Annotated in this window: 16 protein-coding genes and 3 tRNA genes; 12 read left to right on the forward strand and 7 right to left on the reverse strand. The window is 64.5% G+C overall.

The window, feature by feature from the left end:
- Positions 1-457: 457 nt before the first annotated feature.
- On the reverse strand, positions 458-2,245 hold the full coding sequence (locus tag ACZ1JV_RS19065) for a recombinase family protein (protein WP_465150086.1): 1,788 nt from the start codon (positions 2,243-2,245) through the stop codon (positions 458-460).
- Positions 2,246-2,260: 15 nt separating this feature from the next.
- Positions 2,261-4,078 carry a DNA mismatch repair endonuclease MutL gene (mutL, locus tag ACZ1JV_RS19070; RefSeq protein WP_465150087.1) on the reverse strand — a complete coding sequence of 606 codons (1,818 nt, stop codon included), beginning with the start codon at positions 4,076-4,078 and terminating at the stop codon, positions 2,261-2,263.
- A gap of 276 nt (positions 4,079-4,354) precedes the next feature.
- Between mutL and ACZ1JV_RS19075 the strand changes: the two genes are divergently transcribed.
- The 8 genes from ACZ1JV_RS19075 to ACZ1JV_RS19110 all read left to right on the forward strand — a co-directional run bounded on the left by ACZ1JV_RS19075 (position 4,355) and on the right by ACZ1JV_RS19110 (position 10,586).
- On the forward strand, positions 4,355-5,401 hold the full coding sequence (locus ACZ1JV_RS19075) for a rod shape-determining protein (RefSeq protein WP_142633493.1): 1,047 nt from the start codon (positions 4,355-4,357) through the stop codon (positions 5,399-5,401).
- 121 nt (positions 5,402-5,522) lie between these two features.
- Positions 5,523-6,422: a rod shape-determining protein MreC gene (locus tag ACZ1JV_RS19080; protein ID WP_465150088.1), complete on the forward strand. Its 900-nt coding sequence runs from the start codon at positions 5,523-5,525 to the stop codon at positions 6,420-6,422.
- Complete coding sequence (locus tag ACZ1JV_RS19085) at positions 6,419-6,967, forward strand: rod shape-determining protein MreD (protein WP_465150089.1); 549 nt, start codon at positions 6,419-6,421, stop codon at positions 6,965-6,967. The genes ACZ1JV_RS19080 and ACZ1JV_RS19085 overlap by 4 nt, the downstream gene beginning before the upstream one ends.
- The gene (gene mrdA, locus ACZ1JV_RS19090; RefSeq protein ID WP_465150090.1) at positions 6,964-9,078 is read left to right on the forward strand and encodes a penicillin-binding protein 2; all 2,115 of its coding nucleotides are present in this window, start codon (positions 6,964-6,966) and stop codon (positions 9,076-9,078) included. The genes ACZ1JV_RS19085 and mrdA overlap by 4 nt, the downstream gene beginning before the upstream one ends.
- Entirely contained in the window at positions 9,078-10,190 is a 1,113-nt protein-coding gene (gene rodA, locus ACZ1JV_RS19095; protein WP_465152608.1) for a rod shape-determining protein RodA, read from the forward strand. Before mrdA ends, rodA begins: the two co-directional genes overlap by 1 nt.
- Before the next feature lie 115 nt (positions 10,191-10,305).
- Positions 10,306-10,381 (forward strand) — tRNA-Lys (locus ACZ1JV_RS19100).
- 25 nt (positions 10,382-10,406) lie between these two features.
- Positions 10,407-10,482 (forward strand) — tRNA-Lys (locus tag ACZ1JV_RS19105).
- A gap of 28 nt (positions 10,483-10,510) precedes the next feature.
- Positions 10,511-10,586: transfer RNA gene (locus ACZ1JV_RS19110), tRNA-Lys, on the forward strand.
- A gap of 535 nt (positions 10,587-11,121) precedes the next feature.
- Here the strand turns inward: ACZ1JV_RS19110 and ACZ1JV_RS19115 are convergent.
- Genes ACZ1JV_RS19115 through ACZ1JV_RS19125 form a run of 3 tightly spaced genes read right to left on the reverse strand, consistent with a single transcriptional unit; the run spans position 11,122 to position 18,091 of the window.
- On the reverse strand, positions 11,122-11,307 hold the full coding sequence (locus ACZ1JV_RS19115; RefSeq protein ID WP_465150091.1) for a hypothetical protein: 186 nt from the start codon (positions 11,305-11,307) through the stop codon (positions 11,122-11,124).
- Complete coding sequence (locus tag ACZ1JV_RS19120; protein ID WP_465150092.1) at positions 11,307-15,563, reverse strand: translocation/assembly module TamB domain-containing protein; 4,257 nt, start codon at positions 15,561-15,563, stop codon at positions 11,307-11,309. Before ACZ1JV_RS19120 ends, ACZ1JV_RS19115 begins: the two co-directional genes overlap by 1 nt.
- Positions 15,563-18,091: an autotransporter assembly complex protein TamA gene (locus ACZ1JV_RS19125; RefSeq protein ID WP_465150093.1), complete on the reverse strand. Its 2,529-nt coding sequence runs from the start codon at positions 18,089-18,091 to the stop codon at positions 15,563-15,565. The genes ACZ1JV_RS19120 and ACZ1JV_RS19125 overlap by 1 nt, the downstream gene beginning before the upstream one ends.
- A gap of 109 nt (positions 18,092-18,200) precedes the next feature.
- Here ACZ1JV_RS19125 and ACZ1JV_RS19130 point away from each other — a divergent pair, with 109 nt between their 5' ends.
- Positions 18,201-19,307, forward strand: a complete 1,107-nt coding sequence (locus tag ACZ1JV_RS19130) for a YihY/virulence factor BrkB family protein (RefSeq protein ID WP_465150094.1) — start codon at positions 18,201-18,203, stop codon at positions 19,305-19,307.
- On the opposite strand, the gene ACZ1JV_RS19135 is transcribed toward ACZ1JV_RS19130, so the two are convergent.
- Together ACZ1JV_RS19135 and ACZ1JV_RS19140 are read right to left on the reverse strand one after the other, a co-directional pair.
- Positions 19,304-20,125 (reverse strand): kinase, encoded by an 822-nt coding sequence (locus ACZ1JV_RS19135; protein ID WP_465150095.1) that lies wholly within the window; start codon positions 20,123-20,125, stop codon positions 19,304-19,306. The genes ACZ1JV_RS19130 and ACZ1JV_RS19135 overlap by 4 nt on opposite strands.
- Positions 20,122-20,601 carry an MEKHLA domain-containing protein gene (locus tag ACZ1JV_RS19140; RefSeq protein WP_465150096.1) on the reverse strand — a complete coding sequence of 160 codons (480 nt, stop codon included), beginning with the start codon at positions 20,599-20,601 and terminating at the stop codon, positions 20,122-20,124. Before ACZ1JV_RS19140 ends, ACZ1JV_RS19135 begins: the two co-directional genes overlap by 4 nt.
- 190 nt (positions 20,602-20,791) lie before the next feature.
- Here ACZ1JV_RS19140 and ACZ1JV_RS19145 point away from each other — a divergent pair, with 190 nt between their 5' ends.
- The 3 genes from ACZ1JV_RS19145 (at position 20,792) to ribB (ending at position 23,912) form a co-directional block, all read left to right on the forward strand.
- Positions 20,792-21,628, forward strand: a complete 837-nt coding sequence (locus ACZ1JV_RS19145; RefSeq protein WP_465135337.1) for a coniferyl-alcohol dehydrogenase — start codon at positions 20,792-20,794, stop codon at positions 21,626-21,628.
- Positions 21,629-21,739: 111 nt separating this feature from the next.
- Positions 21,740-22,543 carry a crotonase/enoyl-CoA hydratase family protein gene (locus ACZ1JV_RS19150; RefSeq protein ID WP_465150097.1) on the forward strand — a complete coding sequence of 268 codons (804 nt, stop codon included), beginning with the start codon at positions 21,740-21,742 and terminating at the stop codon, positions 22,541-22,543.
- A 58-nt stretch (positions 22,544-22,601) separates the two neighbouring features.
- Entirely contained in the window at positions 22,602-23,912 is a 1,311-nt protein-coding gene (ribB, locus tag ACZ1JV_RS19155; protein WP_465135339.1) for a 3,4-dihydroxy-2-butanone-4-phosphate synthase, read from the forward strand.

Below are 23,912 nucleotides of genomic sequence, written 5' to 3' on the forward strand. Positions count from 1 at the left end.
CACGATTTTCTGCGACTCAGGCGATGGGAGCGATAAGCCAAGCAAATCAGAGGTCAGTGGCGCACCAGCGAACCGGTCATCCCGGACAGGGCGACGACGATACCGGACGATCTCCGAAACGCCAATAAATCAATCATATCGACAAGCCGAGCACCGAGCCGGTATCTCGAGGGTCTGTTTAGAAAGACCCATTTTTTGAAAAGCTTTGATCCGCTGTACGCAGCGAACCTGACCCTTGCTCGGAGCGGCTGGTGCTCAACGGTCGCCCAAGCAATCTCGCCGAACGGTCGCCGGGGATACCTCATTAGCGCCGACGCGAATGCGGGCGACTACATTTTCCACGCGAAGAAAGCTTTACTGGGCTACAGTGGCCGCGCGCCGCTTTGGAGGATCATAGAGAGCAAGCGCGCGCCGACACTCGATGCGTTGCTCTCCATGATCGAGCCCGACGTGGCATCTATGCTTTGCTATCCTCAGGCGGTGCCTGCTTAGCTTCGGTCGATCGTCTAAAGACACCTTCGACGATCTTGCGGTCATCACCGTCCAAGCGATCGAGCACGGACGGTTTCGAAAGATCGAATTCGACAAAGGTCGCGGCACGGCGACCGCGCCCGGGCAATAGCCGAATGGTCCGCAGGCCGTGCTTGAAGTTCACCCAGGACGATCCGTCCTCGGTGCAGACAATGCGGTCGATTACCGCCCGCAGTGCAACCGCCACCGAGGTTCGAGCCTGCGCGCGATCGTCGAGGTCTTCAGCGTAGAGCCGATCACGGATTGCAGCCAAGCGCGACATCTGCTCGACGGCGGACGCTTCGCCGCCAGCCTTGCGACGCTGTTCCTCAAGACCAGCGATTCGCTTTTCGATCTCGATGGCCTGTTCTTCCGCTTCAGAAGCGAGACGTTCCAGCATATCGCTCTGCTTTTCGCCCCACTTTTGCCAGAACGCCTCGGCTTTCTTCGCTGCGATATCGCTATCCCGACGCAGGTCGGCGAGTTCGACGTTCAGCGACGCGATCACATCGCGCTGTGCGAAAGCACCGTCATCCATTGCGAGATGAAGGCACGAATCGAGGAGCGCCCGCTCCATGCCCAAATATGCAATATTTCGCCTGTTATCGCAGTAGTTGAGGTCCGTGGCCGGAAGTTTCTGCGCCGCTGTCCGACACCGAAGTGAGGCAGTGTCGATCTTTACGATCTCAGGCTCCCTGCCCTTGCGATTGAGGACCGACCCAGCGCGCCGCCCCCTCACATATTCCATCACCCCGCCGCAGATTTCGCAGACGCACAGGCCGGAGACCAGATTTGTGACAACGGCGGAGCGGCGCCCACGAACTTCCTTCCGCGCTCCACCCATTGCCTGAACTCGCTCGAAGACATCCGGCTGGACGATGCGGGGATAGTATCCTCGGATCGGCCCGCCAGCGGCAACGGTTTTGCCATTTTCGTCGGTCATCATCGGTTGGTGGTCGCCGATGGCTGCATGATTCTGCATGATTCTAAGGACGGTGCCTCGCGACCAGGCTTTCGGCGGCTTTCTGTTTTCGCCCTCGAAGCGCGCCCAAGGCGCGATGCCAGATGCGTTGAGTCGTTGCGCAATCGAATGAGAGCCTAGGCCGTTATCGGCCATGTCAAATATGGCCCGGACGATCTCGCCACGATCGGCCTTCGGCCCCTTACCCTCATCGATGACAATCCATCGGGTTCGGTCGTCGGAAAGCTTAAGCCATGATGGCCCCAAGGCGCTGGCAATTGTGCCGCTCGCCATCGCATCCCTGCGCCGCTTCCAGCGATCACGTCCAAAGTCAGCCTTCGCCGCAGATTCTTCGTGGACCATTTTCGCGGTAAGGAAGAATTGGATCACAGACATGAAGTCTGGATTTTCGCCAGCCCGGTAGGTGAGACGGCCATCCCAGCAAGCCAGCGTCACGCCACTCCGGGTGATGCTTCGCATGAGATCGAAAGAATCATTGGGGTCCTCGCGGCTCAGGCGGCTCAATTTCTCAATGAGGATCGTCTTGCCGCGATGGTGACCGGCGACGATCTCCTTTTCCAGTTCGGCGAGCCCCGCACCGTTCATGCGGTGCCGTCCATGAAAGCCGGACTTGCCTTGGTCCGAAACGACACGCTCAATCTCTAGGCCAAGCTCGACCGCTAGCTCCTGACAGCGCTCCAATTGGCGTTCCAAGGAAACGCCGTCCCGCTGCTCAAGAGTTGAGAAGCGCGTATATATGATGGCCTGCCGCATGATCTTCCGCACCTATCAGCGCTTGAAGAGATTCTCCAAGCTTTGTGCATCGATCTTCACCCACGTAGGGCGGCCATGGTTGCATTGGCCCGAACGCGGGGTACGCTCCATTTCGCGCAATAGTGCGTTCATCTCGGCCACCGAGAGCGAGCGCCCTGCCCGCACCGATCCGTGGCAGGCCATCGTCGCCAGCACCAGATCGAGCTTTTCACCCAGCAGCAGCGCGTCCCCGTTCTTGGCGAGATCGTCGGCAACGTCCTGCACCAGCGCATGGACATCGCTCTTGCCGAGGACCGATGGCACCGCGCGGACCAGCATCGCACTTGGGCCGAAGCGTTCGAGCGCCAGACCGAATTTCGCCAGATCGGCGATCTTGTCCTCCAGCGCGTCGCAGGCCGCTTCTTCCAGTTCGACGACTTCGGGCAGCAGCAGCGCTTGGCTGCGCACCATCGCATCCTCGGCGCCGGCCGCCTTGAGCCGTTCCAGCACGAGCCGTTCGTGCGCGGCGTGCTGGTCCACGATGACAAGGCCGTCTTCAGCTTCGGCGACGATGTAGGTTCCCGCCACTTGCCCGCGCGCGACGCCCAGCGGATAGCTGATCTCTTCCTGCGGCTCCTCGGGCGCCACTTCGGCGCGCCCCGAAGGTTCGGCCATGACTTCGGCCTCGTAGGAACGCCATGCCGTGCCCGCCTCGGACAGTCGCGGCGCGGCAGGGCGCGGCGTGGGCGCATATTCGCGTGCGAACAACGAACCCAGCGCCGGCGCCGGTTCCGGCGTGCGCGGCGCTACCGGCTCGACCTGCCACATGTTCATAGCGGCGGCCTGCGGCGGCTGGGCGCTCTTCTGCCCGGACGATTCGAGCGAATGGCGCAGCGCGCCAACCAGGAAACCGCGAATGAAGGCCGGATCCCGGAAGCGCACTTCTGTCTTTGCGGGATGGACGTTTACGTCGACTTCTTCAGGTGGAAGCTCAAGAAACAGCGCCAGCACCGCGTGCCGGTCACGCGCCAGCATATCCGAATAGGCGCCCCGCACCGCGCCGACCAACAGGCGGTCCTTCACCGGGCGGCCGTTGACGAACAGATATTGGTGATCGGCGACGCCGCGATTGTAGGTGGGCAATCCGGCCACGCCCGTCAGCCGCGCCGTGCCGCGCTCGGCATCGATCAGCACGCCATCGTCGGCCAGTTCGCGGGCGACAAGCCGCGCCACGCGCGATGCCAGTTCCTCGCGCGGCTGCACCGCCAGAACGCGGCGGCCTTCATGCTCCAGCGTGAAGCCGATGTCCGGCCGGGCCATGGCAAGGCGGCGGACGACATCCTGACAGGCGGCATATTCGGAACGGGCCGAGCGCAGGAACTTGCGGCGGGCGGGAACCTTGCCGAACAGATCCTCCACCCGGATGCGGGTGCCGGGCGGCAATGCGGCCGGCGAATCGACCGCGACCTGTCCGTGATCGACCACGCGCTTCCAGCCCTCGGCGGCATCGTGAGGGCGGCTTTCGATCGTCAACCGCGCCACCGATCCGATGGAGGGCAGCGCCTCGCCCCGGAATCCCAGCGTGGTCACCAGTTCGATCGCCTCGTCCGGCAACTTCGACGTGGCGTGACGCTCCAGCGCCAGCGCGATTTCGTCGGGCCGCATCCCGCAGCCGTCGTCGGTCACCTCGATCAGGTCGAGCCCGCCCGAGGCAAGCCGTACCGTGATCTCGGTAGAGCCCGCATCTATGGCGTTTTCGACCAGTTCCTTGAGGGCCGCTGCAGGCCGTTCCACCACCTCGCCCGCGGCGATGCGATTGACGAGATGCTCGGGTAGGCGGCGGATCGTGGGCATCGGATAGTCTCTGGTTCGGCCTGTTGCTTGGGGGCGAAGGAGGCGCTCTGCGCCGCGCAGATCATTGACGCGAAGCGGCATTCACGAACTGTTCCACTCCCTAGCGACGAACCGCGAGGATTTCGAGACGGAGCCCTGCGGATTCCCACGAAAAATCGTCACAAAATTTTGGCGTTTCGCAAATCGATCGGCTAAGGGGCTGTCTCTCCTTCAAACAAGCCGGCCACGCCGTCCCCCAACAGGGCGGCAAGCGGCCTGAAAGACAACGGATTACTGATGGCTTCGCCCTTCTCGCGATTCTTCAAGCTCGGCTCCCAGAACATGGCTATCGACCTGGGTACCGCCAATACGCTCGTCTATGTTCAGGATCGCGGCATCGTGCTGAACGAACCGTCGGTGGTCGCCATCGAGACGCTGAACGGCGTCAAGAAGGTCAAGGCCGTGGGCGATGACGCCAAGATGATGATGGGCAAGACGCCCGACAACATCGAAGCCATCCGCCCGCTGCGCGACGGTGTGATCGCCGACATCGAAATCGCGGAAGAGATGATCAAGCACTTCATCCGCAAGGTGCACGGCAAGAAGAACCTGTTCCGCTATCCAGAAATCGTGATCTGCGTGCCCTCGGGCTCGACCTCGGTCGAACGCCGCGCGATCCGTGACGCCGCTTCGAACGCCGGTGCCAGCCAGGTCTATCTGATCCTCGAACCGATGGCCGCCGCGATCGGCGCCGACATGCCGGTTACCGAACCGGTCGGCTCGATGGTGGTCGACATCGGCGGTGGCACCACCGAAGTCGCCGTGCTGTCGCTGCGCGGCCTTGCCTATACCACTTCGGTGCGCGTCGGCGGTGACAAGATGGACGAAGCGATCGTTTCCTACGTTCGCCGCCACCACAACCTTCTGATCGGCGACGCCACGGCGGAACGCATCAAGAAGGACTACGGCATCGCCACCATCCCGGCGGACGGCATCGGCGAAACGATCCACATCAAGGGTCGCGACCTGGTGAACGGCGTGCCGAAGGAAATCACCATCAGCCAGGCGAATGTCGCCGAGGCGCTGGCGGAACCGATCGGCGCGATCATCGAAGGCGTGCGCATCGCGCTTGAGAACACCGCTCCGGAACTCGCGGCAGACATCGTTGATCAGGGCATCGTGCTCACCGGCGGCGGCGCGCTGATCCAGGGCCTGGACGACTATCTGCGCGAAGAAACCGGCCTGCCGGTCAGCGTCGCCGAAGATCCGCTGTCCTGCGTCGCGCTCGGCACCGGCCGCGCGATGGAAGACCCGGTCTATCGCGGCGTGTTGATGTCCGCATAAGCGTTCGCGCGGGCGGCGCGGCCACAGGGCTCGCGCCGCCCGCTTTGATTCTGGCGAAGCTTTCGCCAGCCTGGGAAAATCTTGGCGGCCGGTCCGCCCTTGTTTCAGGAGTGCATGGCGCATGGCGCCGCCCGCAAACAGGCGCTCCAGCTATTCGCGCAGAGCGCAATATTCCACCTTCCTGAGCTATTCCGCGGGCGTGTTGGGCGCTGTCGTGGGGTTGGGGCTCGTGGTGGTCTCGCTGGTCAACCCCGATTTGTTCTCCCCGCTGCGCGGCCTTGCCTCCGATGCGACGGAGCCTGCCAGTCAGGCCGTCGCAGGCGGACGCGACTTGGGCCGCGACGCGGTTGCGAGCGTTTCCGGCTTCTTCCATTCGGGGAGCGAGAACGCGCGCATCCGCCGCGAACTGGCGGAAGCGAAAGTGCGCCTCGTCCAGGCAGACGCTACGCGCGTGGAGAATCAGCGGCTGAAGGCGCTGATGGGTATTCCCGAAGCGGACGCCACACCGGTCGCCTTCGCTCGCCTCACCGCGTCGACTGGCAGCAGCACCCGTCGCTATGCCACGCTGGGCGCGGGTCGTGACCGCGGCGTGATCACCGGAATGCCGGTACGTTCGCCGATGGGGCTAGTCGGCCGCGTGCTCGAAGTGGGGGCATCCAGCTCGCGCGTGCTGCTGATCACCGATAGCGAGAGCCTGGTCCCCGTTCGCCGCTCCACCGACGGCGTTCCCGCCTTCGCGCAAGGCGCTTCGGACGGCACGCTGCGGATCCGCCTGATCAACCTTGGCATCAATCCGCTGAAGAAGGGCGACGTCCTCGTCACCTCGGGTTCGGGCGGGCTCTACCGCCCCGGCACGCCGATGGCGATCGTTACCGAGCTGCTGCGCGACGGCGCCATTGCCCGCGTGCTCAGCAACCCTTCGGATACCGATTACGTCATGGTCGAAAGGACCTGGGCTCCGCCGCCTCCACCGCCGCCGGCCCCTACCACCGATGGCATCAAGCCGGCGGGCAAGCGATGAACCTGTTCCGGGCGCCGCACAGCCACACCCACCGCAGCATCAACCGCGCGCCGTGGCCGCCGCTGGCGCGCGCCTTCCCCTGGCTGACGATCCTGCTGGCCTCCATCGCCCCGTCGTGGCTGATGATTGCATCGGCCCCGGTGATGCCGCCGCTCGGCTATCTGGTGTTCCTGTCATGGCACCAGTTGCGCCCCGGACTTTTGCCGATCTGGGCCGGCCTGCCGCTGGGCCTGTTCGACGATCTGTTTTCCGGCCAGCCCTTCGGCTGCGCGGTGCTGCTCTGGTCCGCCTCCTCCATCGTCCTCGACCTTGTCGAAACCCGCCTTCCCTGGCGTAATTTCGTGATCGAGTGGCTTGTGGCGAACGGCCTTATCCTCGCCTATATCATGCTGTGCCTGGGCCTCGCCAATGTCGGCGGGGCAGACGCCCCCCTCCGTGTGATCGTACCGCAGATCGTGATTTCCGTGCTTGCCTATCCGCTTGTCGACCGCTTCGTCGCCATTGCCGACCGCTTCCGCCTGAAGCCGTTCCTGGTCGCCCGATGAAGATCAATTTCCGGCGCCTTATCCAACCGCGCCACGTCAGTGCGGGCACGCTGCGCAACAGTTTCGACCGGCGCAGTCTGGTCATCGGCGGCATTCAGGGCGGCATCGGCGTGCTGCTGGCGGGCCGCATGGCCTATCTCGCCATCGGCCAGAACGAGAAATACAAGCTTGAGGCGGAGAGCAACCGCGTCAACCTTTCGCTGATTCCGCCGCGCCGCGGCTGGATCCTCGACCGTAACGGTACCCCCCTCGCTTCCAACCGTGCCGACTTTCGCGTCGACGTGGTGCCGGAACGCATGGAGGACAAGGCCCACACCCTGAACGTGCTTGGCCAGCTCCTCAGCATGACGCCCATCGCCATGCAGGATCTGGAGGACAAGATCGAAAAGTCGCGGGGGTTCGCCCCGGTCGAAGTCGCCAGCGGCCTCGATTTCGAGCGATTTGCCGCCGTCAGCGTGCGCCTGCCCGATCTTCCGGGCGTGGTGACGCAGCGCGGCTATTCGCGGTTCTACCCGCTGGGGCCTTCCGTCGGCCACCTGATCGGCTACGTCGGCCCGGCATCCGCCGAGGAATATGAAAAGGATCATGATCCCGTCCTGATCACGCCGGGCTACAAGGTCGGCAAGGACGCGCTCGAAAAGTTCTACGAGAAGGACTTGCGCGGCACCCCCGGCGCCCGGCGCGTCGAGGTTACCGCATCAGGCCGCATCGTGCGCGACCTCGACACGCGCGAGGACGTTCCCGGCAAAACCATCAAGCTCACCATCGATGCCGGCATCCAGGATTATGCCTCGCGCCGGATCGGCATCGAATCGGGCGCCGCTGTCGTCATGGACTGCCAGACGGGCGACATCCTGGCGATGTGCTCGATGCCCAGCTTCGATCCCAACAGCTTTTCCGACGGCATCGGCCGCCTCGAATGGAAGATGCTGTCGGACGACGACCATGTGCCACTGCGCAACAAGGTGCTACGCGGGCTCTATCCGCCGGGCTCCACGGTCAAGCCGATGGTCGCGCTCTCATTTCTGGAAGCCGGGCTGGATCCGAACGAATCGGTATTCTGCAGCGGCGGCCTGCGCGTGGGCAACCGCGTGTTCCACTGCTGGCAACATCGCGGCCACGGTCAGGTCAACATGGCCAAGGGCGTGTACCAGAGCTGCGACGTCTACTTCTATCACTTCGCCCAGCGCATGGGCATGGACCCGATCGCCGCGATGGCGAGCCGGCTTGGCCTCGGCCACGATTTCCCGCTGCCGGTTTCCGGCCAGTCCTACGGCACCGTGCCCAACCCTGCCTGGAAGCTGAAGAAGTACGGCAAGGAATGGCAGACCTTCGACACGGTCAATGCCACCATCGGCCAGGGCTACTTCCTGGTGAACCCGCTGCAGCAGGCGATCCAGGTTTCGCGAATCGCCAGCGGCAAGATCATCATGCCGCGCCTGATCCACGGCAGCGACTACGTGCCACCCAAGCCCCTCGGCATTCCAGAGGAGCATCTGGCCTATATCCATCAGGCCATGTCCGACGTCGCCAACGGCCCGGGTTCGGCGCCGCACGCCCGCCTGCCGTTTCCGGACATCAAGCTGGCCGGCAAGACCGGTACGGCGCAAGTCGTCGGCCTCAATATCGGCAACGGCAAAGGCGGCCTGTGGAAGCACCGCGATCACGGCCACTTCATCTGCTTCGCCCCTGCGGACAATCCCCGCTACGCTTGCTCGGTGGTGATCGAACACGGCGGCGGTTCGGGTGCCGCTTATCCGGTCGCCCGTGATATCCTGACCTATATCTTCGACAAGCAGAAGGGCATGGATATCCTGACCGAGCTTGAAAAAGGCTGGGGCGGCACGCCCAAGGAACGGCTCGACGCGCGGTATCGCAAGTATTCCGCAGAATACGGCGTGGGCGCGCCTGCAGTGTCTCCCGAACAGGAAAGCGCGGCCGTCGATCAGGCCGATGCCGCCCCCGAAGCGCAGCAGCCGATCGTCCGCGATGCCCAGTCGCCCGCGCCCGAACCGGCTGCCGCGAACGCGGCTCCGGCAGGCTCGCCCTCGCCCGCCACAACAGCACCTGCAACGCCGGCCGCCGTACAAACTCCCGGAACTCCGCAATGATCAGCCGTTCCATCGTCCCCGACACCATCGCCCGCCAGCCTTGGGGGATGCTGGTGCCGCTGATGGGGCTGGTATCACTCGGCGCGGCAGTGCTCTATTCGGCGGCCGGCGGTAGCCTTCAGCCCTACGCGCTCAGCCACGTCCTGCGTTTCTTCGTGTTCTTGGGCATGGCCATCGTGATTTCCCGCATCAGCCGGGATTTCTTCCGCATGGTCGCCTATCCGATCTATGGCGCGATCGTCGTTCTGCTGGTGCTGGTGGAGGCGATCGGCGCTGTGGGCGGTGGCAGCCAGCGCTGGCTCAACCTGGGCTTCATGACGCTGCAGCCATCGGAACTGATGAAACCGGCCATCGTGCTGGTGCTGGCCCGATTCTACGAAACGCTGCCCCATGCCATGACGGCAAGCTGGCGCGGCCTGGTGCCCGCAGGCGTGTTGATCCTGCTGCCGGTGGCCTTCGTCGCCATTCAGCCGGACCTCGGCACGGCGCTGGCGATCTGTTTCGGCGGCGGCGTCGTGATGTTTCTGGCGGGCCTGCCGATGTGGTGGTTCGTTGGCGCCGGCATAAGCGCGCTGATCGCGGGCCCGATCGCCTTCTTCACGATCCTGCATGATTATCAGCGCAACCGCGTGCTGACCTTCATGGATCCCGAGAGCGATCCGCTAGGCACCGGCTATCACATCACCCAGTCCAAGATCGCGATCGGATCGGGCGGCATCTTCGGCAAGGGGTTCGGCAACGGATCGCAAAGCCACCTGCAATATCTGCCCGAACCGCACACCGATTTCGTCTTCGCCACGATGGCGGAAGAATGGGGCATGGTGGGCGGATACTTCGTGCTCTTCGTTTTCGCCGTGGTGCTGACCTGGGGCACGCGAGTCGCCCGCAACGCGCCCGACCGCTTCTCCAGCCTGCTGGCTGCCGGCATGACGGCGACGATCTTTTTCTACGTTGCGATCAATCTGATGATGGTGATGGGGCTGGCGCCGGTGGTGGGCATCCCGCTGCCGTTCATGAGCCATGGCGGCACGTCGATGATGACGAACATGATCTGCATCGGCACGCTGATGGCCGTCCGCCGTTGGAGCAAGCGGCCGAGCAGCCTTTCCTGAAAAAAATCTGGACCTACCCCCTTCCCATCCAAAATTTTGCCGTTATAGGGGCCTCTCCGCCGCCGAGGAGGAGCCCACAAGGCTCTGAAACGGCAGCCCGGCCAGGGCAAAGTGTGGACGCATAGCTCAGTTGGTAGAGCAGCTGACTCTTAATCAGCGGGTCCTTGGTTCGAGCCCAAGTGCGTCCACCAGTCCTGTCCTTACGCGGAAACGCGTGGACGCATAGCTCAGTTGGTAGAGCAGCTGACTCTTAATCAGCGGGTCCTTGGTTCGAGCCCAAGTGCGTCCACCATTTCCGTAACTTACGCGGCAACGCGTGTGGACGCATAGCTCAGTTGGTAGAGCAGCTGACTCTTAATCAGCGGGTCCTTGGTTCGAGCCCAAGTGCGTCCACCACCGCGTAACTTCCCGGCACACGCCGCAGCGACGCCTTCCAGGCCGCCTCTCCCATCTACATCGCTGCATCAACAGCCGCGCGACTTCCATTCGCCTTCGGAACCGTGATGTGCCCCATTGCCGGGCCGGCCCCTGTCTCGGGCACCGTCTCCGGCCCCGTCTCCGGCATTGCCGCGACCACGCGAATCACGCGCGTGAGAATCGCGTTCGTTCGCAGCGCGCCTGCTCGCATCGTCTGTGACCGGGTGGCTGGCTCGCATATCGGGCACCGAAGTCGATGCCTTTATGCCTGCATATGCCTGCCCGGCACTTCCCAGCGCCAGCGCGCAGAGGAACGCCGAAGCCAACCTCTTCTTCATCGGGCACCTCCATTAAAGACCGTTGCGACGGAACGGGACCATCCCGCTTCGATCGCCGGCTGACGGGGGATGCACCGAATCTGGTTAAGGGAGCCTTGAGCGAGCCTTAAGGGACGAACGCCGGATCGCTGGCGTTTCGCGCCCAGAAGCCCGACATGCGCGCGGTGAGGCCCGGGCTATTTCGCCGCGGTATCGTCCTCTTCGGCAGCGGGAGGCGCCCCGGTTCCCATCGCTTGCGCATCGATCTCGTGCGCCTTCTTGTCGATTTGCGTGCGCGCGGCCTCGTATCGCTCGTCGAACGTCGGTTCGCGGTGACACGCGCCCAGTGCCAGCAATGCGGCGGCAAGGAACAGCCGCCGCATCAATAGTCCTTCTTGATCTTCACGCTGACCGAGTTGACGCCAGAACCGCCGGCCTGGCTGAGCACGGAAAGCCAGCGCGTCACGCTCACTTCGATCTGCGTGGCGGTGAAGCCGCGCGCGTCGGTGATCAGTTCGACGTAGATATCGTCCGTCAGGTACTGGCCGGCAGCAAGCGCAGTGCCGCGCCCGCTCGCCTCATCGGGGCTAAGGATGCGCAGCCGGTCGATGCCCGTCGCCGAACGCAGCTTGCCCAGCGGGTTAAGCCCGCCGCCGCTGCCGCGCAGGGTATTGAGCGATGTCGCCAACTGTACCGCCTGGATCGCCGAAAGGTTCGCGATGGAGCTGCCGAACAGGATGCGCGACAGGATTTCGTCATCGGGCAGGCTTGGTTCGGAGCTGAACTCGATCTGCGGATTGTAGGCCCGGCCACTCACCGAGACGGTGACGTTCACGTCCTCGATGGTTTCTTCCGCCTTGATGGAGACCGAAGGATCGATCGTGCGGCCACCGTTGAACGATATCTTGCCTTCGGTGATGTTGAAGGAGCGCCCGGCGAAATCGAGATTGCCGCGCACCAGCGTAACGTCGCCCGTCAGGCTGGGCGCCGAACTGGTGCCGCCAACGGTGAAATCAGCGCTCCATTCCGAATCGAGTCCCATGCCGGAGACATAGAGCTTGTCCGGCGCCCTCAGATGCAGGTCGAGCCGCAGCGACGAGAACGCGGAACTGATCTGTTCCACCTGCTCATCCCCCGTCACGCGGGTCGGGCCGGTCTTCGGCTTGAAGCGAACGCCGGTCAGATGCGGCACTTCCACCGCGCCTTGGCGAACGATCTCGTACCGGGTTTCCGGAAGCCGCAACTGGCCCGACAGGAGTGCCGTCTCGCCCGCGTGCTTGGTCAGGTTCAGCGTGCCAGTGGCGCTGGCGGACAGCGATGCGCTGCGTGCGAGCTGCGCACGGTCCAGCTTCACGGTCAGATCCATCGGATAGCCTGCCGCAGCGGCAAGGCTCATGCGGCCACTGGCGCTCACCGTGCCGGCGCCCGCATTGGCATTGAGCGACTGCAGTTCGAAGCTGTTGCCGGTGAAGCGCCCCTCCAGGCTCATGTTGGTGAGCTTGGTGCCATAGGCCAGGTTCTCGTACGTAAGATCCCGCCCCTTCACGAGGCCGTTCACGCATGGGTCGGACAGCTTGCACGAGAAGTCCGCCGCCAGTCCGATCGGGCCGCTGAGCGTCTGCCCCGCCTGACCGACGAAGGAGAACAGCGTGTCGGCCGGGCCGTTATAGCGGATGCCGCCACCAAGGGGCGCTTCCATCAGCCGCGTCGCCCATGAGCCTTCCCCTGCCGGAAGCGGCCGCAAGGTCGCCTCCATGCGGCCGATCACGCTGCCGCGCTTGCGGATCACGGCATGAGCTTCCGCCCCGTCCGACACCAGCTTGCCCAGGAAATTGATGTCCACCGGCTGGCTGACCGTGCTGGAACTGGTACGGGTAAAGTCGTTGATCGACAGGCGCGCATCGGCAAGCGGGAAGGCCGTCGAACTGGCCTGTTCGAAATCGAAGCTACCGTTGGCGGTGCCGCCCAGGCCGTAGCCGGGGACGAAGGCGTTGAAGACGCCGACGTCGAAGTTCTCGAACCGGCTCTCCAGCTTCATGCCGGCGCCATACTTGCCGGCAACGCGCGCGGTTCCGCGACCGACCGACAGAGTGGTGGGAAGCAGTTCGTAACCGTCCTTGCCCGGAACGATGCGTGCCGGGCTGAGCGTGCGTACCGACTGGCCGCGCACACGGCCGGACAGGGCCACGCGCCACAGTTCAGGAGCCAGATCGGCATTCACGCCCAGACGAAACGGCACGCCGCTGACGCCTTCGATCAGCGCCTTGGCCTGCCCGCGCCCGTCGCGATAGTCGACCAGCACGCGCGCGGCAGCCAGATCGAGCGCGCCGAGCGAGGTTCCCGCAAGCTGGGCATCCGCGATCACCAGCGGCTTGTCGTAAAGGACTGCCCGGCCATCGATCAACGCGGATCCGATCGTCAGCTTCGCCGCCCCCGGGAACACCGCATCCTTGGCGCGCAAGTTGAAGTCCACCGCCTGGTATTTGCCCTCGGCCGAAAGCCGCAGAGCGCCGCCGATGCCGTTGCCTGCCGCCGTCAATTCGCCAGCAAAGGGACCGGCCGGGGTTTGCGTGAGCTGTCCGGCGAAATCGACGCCGGAAAGATTGGCGCTGTTGATCTGCACCGCCAGTTGGCGGCCCGTTTGCAAGGTGACATCGGCCGTAAGCGGCCCGTAGTCGGTGTCGCCCTTCACATCGAAGCGATAGCCACCGCGCACGCCGCTGATGCGGGCATCCAGATTGGCAAGGCCGATGCCGAAGCCGGGATGCTCGGCGGTAAGATGCGCGTCGGGATTGGCGATGGTGCCCGTTACGCGCACACCCAGTGCGCCATAGCGATCGGATGCCCCGCGGGCGACCAGGGAAATCCGGCCGCCCGGCGACCAGCTGCCCTGCCCATCCACGATCCGGAGATCCGGCGCGTTCATCCGCAACGCGGAGAAATGCACGATCCCGTCAGACCCATATCGAACACGCGAGGATGCCGCGAAATTGCCGCCCAGATAGCTTTCGAGGCTGGCATTGAACAGCTTGCGGGAACGGGCATGAACCGTCCCTTCCAGCGCGAAGCCGTTCCGCTCGCTCTTGAGGTCCATGTTCGTGCGAATGTCGAACACGCCCACGCTTTCAAGGCGATAGTTGTCGATCTTGCCGTCGATGGCGCCGGTATAGAAACCCTTCGCGATGTCAGCAGCCAGGATCAGCTTGGCGTCGATGCGGTCGGACCGCAGGCGCATATTGTCCGACAGGACGCGGGTGCCGTCGATCGCCAGATCGCCATTGAGACTGACGTTGTTCAGCGTGCCGCCGGCAACGGTATCCAGCCCGACGATCCGCCTGACGCGGGCGCTTACGGGAATCAGGATCTTGTCCGCGTCGACCCGCGCGGCTCCTTCGGCGCTGAGGCCTTCCAACCCCATGTCGTTCATCGTGACACGCGCGGCATTGATGCGATAGGCCGCCTTGGGCCGCGTGAAGGCACCGTCCAGCGCGAGCGAGGCCGTCAGCCCCGCGCCGCTCAGGTTCTTGGCGATGGCCGCCGGCTTCAACAACGCGAATTGCAGGCGCAGATCGTCGAAGGTGTTCTGCGACAGATCGATGGTACCATCCGGTCGCAGCGTGAAGGCATCGCTGGAAACCAGGCCGGAGAGCTTCGCCCGCCGCCTGTCGAGCACGGCGGTAAGGTCGAGATTGGTGATGGGCCCCAGCAGCCCGGCGGTGGGCCCGGTGAACAGGCGCGCAATCCGCGTCGGCCCCTTGATCGCGAACGTGCCGTCACGTGCCGAGAGTGCAAGGCGCGCCATCTCACCGCCGCCAAGATCGGCGTCGAACTTACCGTTCCAGGCCTTCCAGTCGCCCTTGCCATCAAGGCGGAGCGCCAGCGGCTGCTTGAAGCCGCCCAACGCGGCGATCACGCCGCCGGTTGGCGCATCGAGATCGACCTTCAGCGCCAACCGGTTCTTGGCCGGCACCGCATCCAGCACAAGATCGAAACGATCGCCGCCCTGCTTGCCCTCGATGGCGATCGTGCCGCCCTTGGCAAAGACCTGCGCGCGGCCATCGGCGATGTGCGCGCGGCCATCGACCGTAAGGATGCGGCGCACGCCCGCAACCGGTGGTTCGGCAATGAAGCGCGCAATCCGCAAGCGGCCAACGTCGATATCCAGATTGGGCAACAGCGGTTCGTTGCTGGGCGGCGTCGGGTTGAACTTCGGGGTGCGGCGCAGAATCATCCGCTCGGTAGTGGCGCTGCGCACGTCCACATGGTTACGCAGATAAGCGAAAGGCCGCCAATCGACCTCGATCTCCGGTGAAAACAGGAATTCGCCGCGCGGATCGCTGACCGAAAGGTCATGCAGCGTCATCTTGCTGTAGAGCGACCCCTCGATCCGCCCTACCTTGATGCGCATCCCGTTCTCGAACCGCAGCGCCGCGATCTGTTCGGCAACGAAACGGTGGCCCGGCCCGGTATCGATGCCGAAGATCACTGCTGCGGCAAGCACCACCGCGCCCAGGAACAGGCCGACAACGGTCTTCAACGCGCGGATGCGCAGGCGCCGGCCCAGCGTAGGCCGCTTGCGCGCCGGTTCCGATGCGCCGTTTTCGCCTTCGGGCGGCAGGACTTCGTCGTTCTCTTCCATCAGAACGCCTGTCCGATCGATACGTAGATATTGATGCGCGATTCCCCGGGCTGCCGGTCGATCGGCGTCGCCACATCGAGGCGGACCGGGCCGAAGTTGGTGTAAAAACGCCCGCCGAGACCGACGCCGTAGCGCAAGTTATTGAACTGCGGCATCTTTTCCCGATAGGCCTGCCCGGCATCGACAAAAGCAACCACGCCGTAAGTGCCAAAGCGATAGCGCACCTCGGCCGAGGCTTCGTTGAGGCTGCGGCCGCCCACTGCCTTGCCGTCCGGCGCCTGTTCGCCCAGCGCCTGATAGCTGTAACCGCGCACCGAGCCGCCGCCGCCGGCATAGAGCCTGCGCGAAGGTGCGATGTCGAACAGTTGCGCGCCCTGGATAGTGCCCAGCCGCACACGGCCCGCCAGCACCAGTCCATCGGTTACGGGATAATAGCCCGAAGCGTCGATCCGGCTGCGGACATAGGGATTGAAACCACCCTTCACCGTGGCTTCCGGCTGCACCAGCGCGGTGAAGCGGTAGCCTCTTGTGGGGTCCAGCAGGCTATCCGTCCGATCGAAGCCAGCCTGCCCATTGACGCCCACCACATAGTAGAGCTTGCGATCGCGTGTTCCGGTGTCGACGTTGTAGTCGGTTTCTCCGGTGATCAGCGCTTCGGCGCCATAGGCGTAGGTGAATTTCTTCTGCCACAGAGGGGTCGAGTCGCGCGCCATCCGCACGGCGATGCGGCCGGTGTAGGCGCTATAGGCGTCGTAATCGTTGTGAAACGCTTCGGCCACGAGTTCGAAAGTGCGATCCCGCTTGCCCGCGTTGGACCGGCGGAAAGTCGAACTCACCCCCTGCTGGCGCGTGCCGGCAATGCCGCTGAAGATCAGTGCGCCTTCGGGCGGGAACATGTTGCGATTGGTCCAGCTGGCCTGCGCGCTGAGCCCCTCGCCCGTGGCATAGCCCACCGTTCCCGCGATCGTGCGCGGCGGCCCGGCATCCTGCTGGACGTGCAGCGTCACATATTCGGTGCCGTCCGGCCCCGCCGATTCGCCGGTCTTGCGCGGCTCGACGGAGACGGTGGAGAACAGGCTTGTGGCGACGAGCGCCTTGCGCAGATCGTCCACCTTGCGGCTGTCGTAAAGCTGGCCCTTCTTGAAGCGGGCCAGCACCGCCACGTGGTTCACGTCGAATGCCAGATCGCCCGCCGTGGTGAACCCGCCGAAGCGCCCGCGCGGGCCGACATCGACTGGCAGCGTATAGACGCCATCGCCGCTATCCTGATCCAGCAGGATGTCGCGATCGCCCACTTGCGCAAAGGCATAGCCGTTTTCAGGCAACGCCAGCGCCACTTGCGCTTCCGCCCCCTGCACCTTCTCCGCAATGATCGGATCGCCGACCTTCAGGGCCAGGTTGTCCGCGATCAGCGTGGACGGAACGGTCGGGTCCGCCTTCACCACGATATCGGCGAAGACGTAACGCTTGCCCGGGGCAACGGTGATCACCGCCGTCAGCGGCGGTCCTTCCTCTCCATTGCGATTGCGCTCGATCCGAGTGTTGATGGTGGGCGAATACCAGCCCTCGGACGCGAGCACGGTCTGCATCAGCGTCGCGTCTTCAGTCAGCCGCGCGCGCAGCATGGCGATGTTCGCTGCTTTTCCGGTCTTCCGCAGGGCCGAATGCGTCTTGAACTCGCTCTTCAGATCGATATCGGTCGCGTCATCGGCGCTTTCGAGCCCGTCGATCCGGACGGCGTAGGCCACCTCGGTATCTTTCGACGATTCCTCGCTCTCCGCGAACTGCACCGGCGTAACTTCGAACTGTCCGATCGGCGGCAGCGGCGTGTTCAGCTCGGGATCGCGAGCGGGCGCCTGACCGATCGACTCGGCTGCAGCAGTGCCGGCGGCAGCGGCCGAAGCACCCGCGCTGACGGCCGGCTGTGCAGTGCCATTTGCTGCGGCCGAACGAGTAGCGTTCTGCTCCGCCCGTTCCTCGGGCTTGCCGCCCGCCTTGTTGCCCGCCTGATCGCCTGCCGGTTCACCCGCCTCATCGCTGGGCTTTTGGGTCGCCAGACGCTGCTCGAATGCTTCGATCGATTCGAGCGGCTTGTCGAGTTCCGGATCGTCCGCCGCGTCCAGCTTGGGGATGGAGCGGTTGAATTCGTCGTCCGGGATGATCGGCTTGACCTCCGGCAGGGGCACATCGGCCGGGGGAGCGGGAACCTCCATCTTGCCGGCCTGCAGGTCATCGCCAACCTGGGAAGCCTGCCCTGCACCTGATTGGGCCGCCCCGGCTTGGCCCGCACCTTGAGATGCACCGGCCTGGCGCGCACCAGTTTGAGCCGTGCCCGTCTGGCCGACTTTGTTCACAGCCTCGCCCGATTGCGGCGTGGATCGGGAATCGGACTGGCCGGCAGCCTTAGCCGCTTCCTGCGCCACCGCCGGCACGGCAGAGGCCGCCAGCACCAGAGCCAGCGTGACCAGTCCCGCACCTTCACGTACAAGCCGGGAACCGACGAGGTCGTGATGGCTTAGCATTGGCATGAACGGCGCGATGAAACATCCCCCTGTCGAGACTGGGCAGCAGGCCCCCTCGTGCTTTACCGTATCGCATTGCAACAGCGAAAGTTCCCGCCTGCAAGGGGGTACGTAAATGGATACCCACGAAGGATCAACCGACCGTGACCTTATGGATACGGTTTCCGACGCCAAAGAAGCGGCATCCGTCGATGGGAAGACGCCCCATACCCACCCCGGTGCCGATGCGAACGCGCCGTGGGCATTGTCCGGCCGCGCCTGGTGGCGCGTGGTGCGCCGCGTCTGGGTGATGAGCGGCTTTCACGAACTTGGCCTGCTGGCAGCGGGCCTTGCCTTTTACTGCTTCCTGGCGCTTACCCCGCTGATCGCGGCCACTGTGATGACCTATGGCCTGATCGGCGATGTGAATACCGTGCGCGAACAGATGCAGAGCATCGTCGAAGTAGTCCCGCCCGAAGTCGCCAAGATGCTCGAACAGCAATTGATCCAGATCGTCACCACCAGCCGGGGCGTCACCGGCTTTGCCCTGCTGATCGCGCTGTTCTTCGCGATCTACGGCGGGATGCGCGCGGCCAGCGGAATGATCAGCGCTCTGAACGTCATCAATGAAGAGCGCGAGACGCGGGGCGCGATCTCTCTCACCTTCCGCGCGGCAGGGCTGACGCTTTCGGCCGTGCTGATCGCGTTGACCGGGATCCTGTCCGGCGGCGTCTTCGCGTGGCTGCAAACGCAGGCGACGACCTACCTTGGCAGTGCGACGCAGACACTGTTCAACTGGCTGACATGGATTGCCGCCATTCTGCTGGGCAGCCTGGGGTTTGCGCTGATCATGCGCTATGGACCGGATCGACGCCCAGCCAAGTGGCGCTGGCTCGCGCCGGGCGCCCTGCTGGCGACGCTGCTGTGGATTGCGGTATCCTTCGGCTTCTCGCTCTACGTTGCCTATATTAGCGACTACAACGCCACCTACGGATCGCTTTCGGCTATCGTCGTCTTCCTGATGTGGCTGTTTCTATCAGCCTATGGCGTGCTGCTGGGGGCATTGCTCAACGCCGAAATCGAACGCCAGACCTTCTGCGACACTACCCGCGGGCCTGCCCGCCCACCGGGTCAGCGCGGCGCGGTGCTGGCCGATGTGATCGATGATCGTGTACCCTCGCTCGACGACCTGCAGCGCAAGCGTAACCGCCGGGCCGACAAAGTGCGGCGCGAAGCGACCTAGCGCGCCGCGATCTCCACCGGCCGCCGTGCCCCGTCCAACCGGATCATAAGATCCGCGCGGGCGGGCATCTCGGCAAGAATGGCACGAGTGATGCGTTCGTAATGGCCAATGAAGCGGGCGATTTCCGCCTCGCCCATCACATGAGCGCCTGTCCCGCCCTTTTGCGCAAGATCCCGTTCCTGTTCGCTGCGCCAGCGATGAACGACCTCGAAATCCGGCGCTGCGAGCAGCACCAGCCGGTCCAACCGGGCAAACAAGCGCTGGTACGAATCGCCCAGCATGTCGTTCACCCAGCGCCGCCAGCGCCCATCCGCATCCTCCTTGGCCTCCAGCGCATTGATAGGATCGACCAAGTCGCGGGTCCGCTGCGGAAAGGCGCCCACGCACCAGCCCTCCAACAGCAGCACCTCGCAACCCGGCGCGACGATGGGCCAGTCGCACTCCGCCACGCGGTCATCCTGCGCCTTGTCGAAACGCGGCAGAGCCACGGGACCGCCGCCCTCCAACTGGTCGAGAACCTCCAGCCCCAGCGCGACATCGTGCGTTCCCGGAACCCCGCGTGTGGCGAGCAACGGATGGACGTCACGGGCCAGCACCTGCCGCTCGGCGCGCGTGAGATAGAGATCGTCCAGCGAAAGCACCGCGCCCGCCAATCCTTCGGTGCCGCACCGTTCCTGCACGGCCTGTGCCAGCGTGGACTTGCCCGAACCCTGCGCGCCGCAGATGCCGATCACCACCGGGCGCAGCCGCGTGGCGGCCAGCGCGCCGCGCACTTGCTGCATGACGGCCTCCACCACGCGCGGATCGATCTTGCTCATGGCGCGAAAGTCGCAGCCTGTCCGCGACAGATGCCGCCCGCATCGACAAGGTTCCAGACGATCGCCGGCCCAATGCGGAACCTTCGCCCCGTCGCGCTGATGCGCAGGCCCGAATAGTCATCGATAAAGCCATGCGCCGTCACGCGATCGAGCAGCGCCTGCCGCTCCTCCCGCAAGGGCGCTTCGGCCGAAAGCCGCGACGGCATGCCCACGAATTGGTCGGGCTCGCATTCGAACGCGGCAAGCGCCATGGCATTGCCGAAAAAGAACTGCGGATCGGGCTCCGTCCCATGGGCGACCACGGCAAACGGCGCCCGCCACAGGGCCTCCACCGGATCGTCACCGTGCGGAACAAGCGGCCTGCGCAACAGACGCTCAAAGCTTTCCGCCACCAGCGCAATCCGCCCGGCGCGTTCCGCTGAGCGATAGAGTGCGGGAACCGGCCCTGCCTCGGTTGCCGCGTCCTGCCCGTTCACCACATTCTCCCGCCAATCTTCGCTATATCGCCTAGCAACAAGATGGCGGTTTTGCGACCCATCCGGGACCATCGTGCCGGCGATCAGCCCGGCGCACGGTTGAAGCCCCCACCCCACTGCGACTAGCTATCCAGCAACAAGAGATTGGGGCCGGCCCTGCGTCCGCGCCCGAGAGAGGAAGGACAATCGGATGACCGACATTCTCGGCTACAAAGGCAAGCGCGTAATCGTCAGCGGCTGCTTCTCGGGCATGGGCGAAGCGACGGCGAAGCTGCTCGTCGAACTCGGCGCCGAAGTCCACGGATTCGACTTCAAGGAAAGTGCCGTGCCGATGGCATCGTTCACGCAGATCGACTTGCGCGATCCGGCTTCGATCGAAGCGGCCGTCGCCGGCGTCGGCGGCAAGATCGACGCGCTGTTCAACTGCGCGGGCCTTGCCGGCGGCGGTGGTTTCCCGGCGCTGGATGTGATGAAGGTCAACTTCCTCGGCACCCGCCATCTGACCGAACAGGTCGTGCCGCTGATGAGTGCAGGCGGCGCCATCGTCTCGATTGCCTCCACCGGTGGCCTTGGCTGGAGCCGCCGCATCCCCGTTCACATGCAACTGCTGATGACGCAGGGCTTCGATGCCGGCCTCGCCTGGTGCGAAGCCAATATGGATCAGGTGAGCGAGGGTTACGCCTTCTCCAAGGAAGCGGTGATCGTCTGGACCCAGTTCATGGGCGCGCAGCTGATCAAGAAGGGCATCCGCATCAACTGCTCGCTGCCCTCCCCCACGCAAACGCCGATGATGGCGACCTTCCACGCCACCTCGGGCAAGGAAGTGGTCGACGCCGCTGCCGAACCGCTGGGCCGCTATACCACGCCCGCCGAACAGGCCGGTCCGCTGGTGCTGATCTGCAGCGATCTTGCCGGCGTGGTGAATGGTATCGTCATGCCGGTGGACGGCGGCTTCATGGGCGGCCTTGCCACCGGTCAGGTCGATATCACCAAGATGATGAGCGCGGCCGCCAAGCAGCCCGCCTGATCCTGCACCGCCGATAAATTTCCAGGGGGCCGGACGCGATTGCGCTCGGCCCTTTTACGTATGCGTCAACCTGCTAAGGCGGATGCAAGAACAAGGAGCAGGACTAACAGCATGACCGACGCCGTACTTTACGAGATCGACGCCGAAGGCATCGTCACGATCACGCTCAACCGGCCGGAACTGCGCAATCCGATCTCCGATCCCGAAGTGATCGAAGGCCTGCTTGGCGCGCTGGAACGGCTCGACAGTGATCCCGCCGCGCGCGTCGCCATCCTGACCGGTGCCGGCAAGGGCTTCTCCTCGGGCGGCAACATCAATGAGATGAAGCCCGGCGGCAACGTCAACGGCGGTGAGCCGATCCGCACCCGCCTCAATTACAAGCGCGGCATCCAGCGCCTGCCGCTTGCTTTCGCCGCACTCGAAGTGCCGGTGATCGCCGCCGTCAATGGTGCGGCAGCAGGCGCGGGCTGCGACCTTACCTGCATGTGCGATCTCCGCATCGCCGGTGAGAGCGCGCGCTTTGCAGAAAGCTTCGTGAAGATCGGCCTGATTGCCGGCGATGGCGGCTCGTGGCTGCTGCCCCGCGTGGTCGGCTGGTCGAAGGCTGCCGAAATGGCGCTGACCGGCGACATGATCGACGCGGCCGAGGCGCTTGCCTGCGGCCTGGTCTCCAAGGTCGTGCCCGATCATCAGTTGATGGACGAAGCCCGCGCCCTCGCCCGCCGCATCGCCGCCAACCCGCCGCACGCCGTGCGCATGACCAAGCGCCTGCTGTGGGAAGGTCGCCGCGCCGATCTGGCCACACTGCTGGAAATGGCCGCCGCCATGCAATCCGCCGCCCACACCACCCACGATCACGCCGAGGCGGTAGATGCGTTTCTGGAAAAGCGACGGCCGGAGTTCAAAGGCACTTGAATTTCGATGTGATGGGTTCATATCGCGCTCACACCACAATGTGAGAATGGATACTCCAATGGCAGGCAATGTGATCGAACAGGTCCGCAAGCTCGTCGCAGAAGGCGGCATGAGCAAGTCGGGCCTTGCCCGCGCAGCCGGGCTTCACGCCAACACGCTGCGTGACTGCACCGAGCCCGACTGGAACCCCACCGCCGATACCCTGACCAAGCTGGAGCGCGTGCTGTTCTCCAACGACGACCGCCAGATGCTCGTCCCCATCGAAGAAATCATCGACGAAGCGCGCAACGGCCGCATGTTCATCCTTGTCGACGACGAGGATCGCGAGAACGAGGGCGACCTCGTGATCCCGGCCCAGATGGCGACCCCGGCTGCGATCAACTTCATGGCCACCCACGGCCGCGGGTTGATCTGCCTTACGCTCACCAGCCAGCGCGTCGACGAACTCGGCCTGGACCTGATGAGCCGCCACAACGGCACCCGCCACGAAACCGCCTTCACCGTTTCGATCGAAGCGCGCGAAGGCGTAACCACCGGCATCTCGGCAGGCGACCGCGCGCGCACCATCTCGGTCGCCATCGACGGCACCAAGAGCAAGGCCGACATCGTCACCCCCGGCCACGTCTTCCCGCTGCGCGCACGTGACGGCGGCGTACTGGTCCGCGCCGGCCATACCGAAGCCGCTGTCGACATCTCCCGCCTTGCCGGCCTGAACCCTTCGGGCGTGATCTGCGAGATCATGAAGGACGACGGCACCATGGCGCGCATGGACGACCTGATCGGCTTCGCCCGCATCCATGACCTGAAGATCGGCACGATCCGCGACCTCATCGCCTATCGCCGCAAGCACGATCGCATGGTCGAAAAGAAGAACGAGATCACCTTCCAGAGCCGCCACGGCGGCCAGTGGCTGGCCCGCAGCTACTACAACAAGGCCACCGGCGACGAGACGATGGCGCTCATCAAGGGCCGCATCGATCCCGCCAAACCCACGCTGGTTCGCATGCACACGCTTTCGATGTTCACCGACGTGTTCGGCGAGGAATCGCCGGAGCGCGGCAACCTGCTGCACCGCTCGATGGAAATGATCGCGGAAGAAGGCACCGGCGTCATCGTCGTGATCAATCGCCAGATCGGCAGCTCCATGTCCAAGGTCATGGACATCAAGCAACAGATCCGTGCGGGTGAAATGCCTGACATCGAAGAACTTCGCGACTATGGGGTGGGTGCGCAGATTCTCGCGGAACTTGGCGTCCACGACATGATCCTGCTCACCAACACGCATCATTCGCTTGTCGCGCTGGAAGGCTATGGCCTGAACATCGTGGACGAGCGCCCCATCCCCTGCGCCCCCGAAGGAGCGAACTGA

Source organism: Novosphingobium sp. BL-S-19 (assembly GCF_055521675.1).